Below are 2,694 nucleotides of genomic sequence, written 5' to 3'. Positions count from 1 at the left end.
CTAGAATCCTTTTTTTCTATCTGTCCATGTCACACAGAGCCGGAATACCGTAAGCGCCGACGGCATCCCGAACGGCGCGACGGACAGCTTCTTCTACGGCGTAAGCCGCCAGGATTCCGACACTGTTGACCTCACCCGATACGCCGCCTGTGCTCAAGGCGTAGAGCGTATCGCCGTCTGCCATCGTGTTGACCGGTCTGACGGCGCGGACAATACCGTTACTGCCCAAAGCGGCGACTTTGTTCATCGCCGTTTTATCCAGAGCCGCATTCGTAACGACCGCGCCGATCGTCGTATTCGTCGTACAGCCGCCGGGAACCGCCGCGGACCGCTCCAGATCGCCCAGCATACACTGCACCGTATCGGCAAATTCTCCTTCTTTCGTCAACATTCCGGCCAGAATCCGTCCATCTTCACCGTACACGTCGCCGAGAGCATTGACAGCGACAAGGGCGCCGACTTTAACGTCGCCAGCTTGAAAAGCGGCAATTCCCAAACCGGCTTTCATCATCGTCGCCGCGCCGCCGTACTTGCCGACAGTGGCGCCAATGCCCACGCCGTGATTACCGCCTTGGGGCCGGTTCTCTTCACTGTGGACGCAGGCGGCGTACCCCATGGCGGCATCGGGGCGCACGGTACTGCTGCCGCAAACCAGATCAAAAATGGAAGACGCGACGACGAGAGGCACCTTGCAGACGGACGTCGCAAAGCCGATATCCCGTTCCTCCAGATATCGCATCACGCCGCCGGCAGCATCGAGACCGAACGCGCTGCCGCCGCAAAGCACGATGGCATGGATCACCTCTGCAGCCGCCACCGGCCGCAGCAATTCCGTTTCCCTGCTTGCCGGTCCGCCGCCGCGCACGTCAACCCCGCAAGGCCCGCCGGCCGGGCAGATAATAACCGTACAACCCGTGCCGGCATCGCGGTTTTCTCCGTGTCCAATGCGTACGCCTTCAATTTCATGAATGGCAATTTCCTTCAACATAACCCCAACTCCTATTTGCGAAAATCCTTCCACAACATGCTGGTCTGGATTCCCGTATTGTTCTGATACTTCCCGGTCCGGTACGTATCGTATTCGCCGTCAATATCATGATAATAAATCTGGCATATCTCCACGTCCGGATAAATGCGAATCGGCTGGACGCAGAAAATTTCCAGCGTCCAATACCCGGAAAACCCGACATCGCCGAAGCCCGCCGTCACATGGATGAAAACGCCCAATCGGCCGACGGAAGAACGGCCTTCAAGCATGGGGATGTAGCCTTCCGTTTTCGTATACTCGTTCGTCCTGCCGAGATACAGCTTATTCGGCTGCAAGACATAGCCTTCTGCCGGAATCGTAATGGTTGAAGCCGTATTTTCCTTTGCCATGTCCAGCTCCTGGTGATCGTAAACCATCAGTTCATGATACAGGGAAAGATTATAACTGTTCGGATTGACGCGGCTCCGATCAAAGGGTTCGATTATAATTTCCTTGCCCATGTGCTTTACAATTTCCTTACCGGAAAGAATCATCTTCATCATCCTTTGCAACTATGAATTTGTTCTATTATACCACAAGGCGAAAACGGCGTGCGCCGTCATTTTTTTCATAACACTGCGCGACGATCTTGCATTTGTCCCAAAATGCCGTATACTGAAAAGGATCTTGTCAAAGGAGCGATCGATCATGAAGAAAATGATTCTCGCCGCAGCGCTTGCCGCATCTTTCATCACCGGTGCAGCGGCGGCCGAAACGTACCATACCTACACGGACAGAGAAAACAGATTTACCCTGTCCCTGCCAGACAGCTTTACCGTCGTCACGCCGCTGCGCCGGGAAGTGAAACTGGCCGCCGTCCGTCCCGACGGCAAAGTCTGCACGCAGATTTCTGAAGAACCCTGGAGCGACGCGGAAAAAAAACAGGGCGGCAATCGCCTGCTGAATTGGCAAAAATCATATCTTGCCGCACTCGCTAAGGATGCGGGCATTTCCCGACTGCACCACGAACTCACCGTCCTGAACGGGCGCCAATGTCTGCGCATTTCCTATACCTGCACCCTTCCCTACGGCAATGATACCCTCGCGTTGTACGTCGAACGCATTATCTTTACCGACGGCGACAAGATCATTACCGTGATGAACAGTGTCGAAGAAAAAAGAAAAGAAGCGGCACTGCCGCTGTTCGATACGATTGCCGGCTCTTTCTTCTTTTATTGAAAAACGGCGGCAGCCGATCAAAAAAGCCTCCGCACTGCGTAAAATCGCAATGTGGAGGCTTTTCTTTTACACCTGGCCGAAGGCAGGCGAATTATTCATAATCGTAGAAGCCTTTGCCCGTTTTACGGCCGAGGTAGCCGGCCTGAACATATTTGGCGAGCAACGGGCACGGACGATATTTAGGATCGCCGAAACCGCTGTAAAGAACGTTCATGATATGAAGAACAACGTCGTTACCGATCAAATCGCTGAGAGCCAAGGGTCCCATGGGATGATTGAAACCGAGTTTGCAGACATTGTCGATATCTTCTTTGGAAGCGACGCCTTCCATCAAAGCCTGGATCGCTTCGTTGATCATCGGAATGACGACACGGTTGCCTACGAAGCCCGGGAAATCGGCAACTTTTACAGGGCTCTTGCCCAATTCGATAGAAGCTTCTTCAACTTTTTTGTTATGTTTCTTTCTAGACGTAGCAATAACCGTTAAC

General features: G+C 53.5%; 4 protein-coding genes. 1 reads left to right on the top strand and 3 read right to left on the bottom strand.

Features of this window, described 5'->3' with window-relative positions; translation table 11 throughout:
* Positions 1-16 precede the first annotated feature (16 nt).
* Positions 17-988: a P1 family peptidase gene (locus tag HMPREF1250_RS03400; protein WP_023053223.1), complete on the bottom strand. Its 972-nt coding sequence runs from the start codon at positions 986-988 to the stop codon at positions 17-19.
* A gap of 11 nt (positions 989-999) precedes the next feature.
* On the bottom strand, positions 1,000-1,521 hold the full coding sequence (gene dcd, locus HMPREF1250_RS03395; RefSeq protein ID WP_023053222.1) for a dCTP deaminase: 522 nt from the start codon (positions 1,519-1,521) through the stop codon (positions 1,000-1,002).
* 154 nt (positions 1,522-1,675) lie between these two features.
* On the opposite strand from dcd, the gene HMPREF1250_RS03390 reads away from it, so the two are divergent.
* Positions 1,676-2,206 carry a hypothetical protein gene (locus tag HMPREF1250_RS03390; RefSeq protein WP_023053221.1) on the top strand — a complete coding sequence of 177 codons (531 nt, stop codon included), beginning with the start codon at positions 1,676-1,678 and terminating at the stop codon, positions 2,204-2,206.
* Between the two features lie 91 nt (positions 2,207-2,297).
* On the opposite strand, the gene HMPREF1250_RS03385 is transcribed toward HMPREF1250_RS03390, so the two are convergent.
* The coding region (locus HMPREF1250_RS03385; RefSeq protein WP_023053224.1) for a 3-hydroxyacyl-CoA dehydrogenase family protein at positions 2,298-2,694 on the bottom strand (397 nt) is incomplete at its 5' end.

The organism is Megasphaera vaginalis (ex Srinivasan et al. 2021) (assembly GCF_000478965.1).
Taxonomy (GTDB): domain Bacteria; phylum Bacillota; class Negativicutes; order Veillonellales; family Megasphaeraceae; genus Megasphaera; species Megasphaera vaginalis.
The sequence above is the reverse complement of the archived record's forward strand: the minus strand, read 5'-3'. Positions and strand labels throughout refer to the sequence as shown.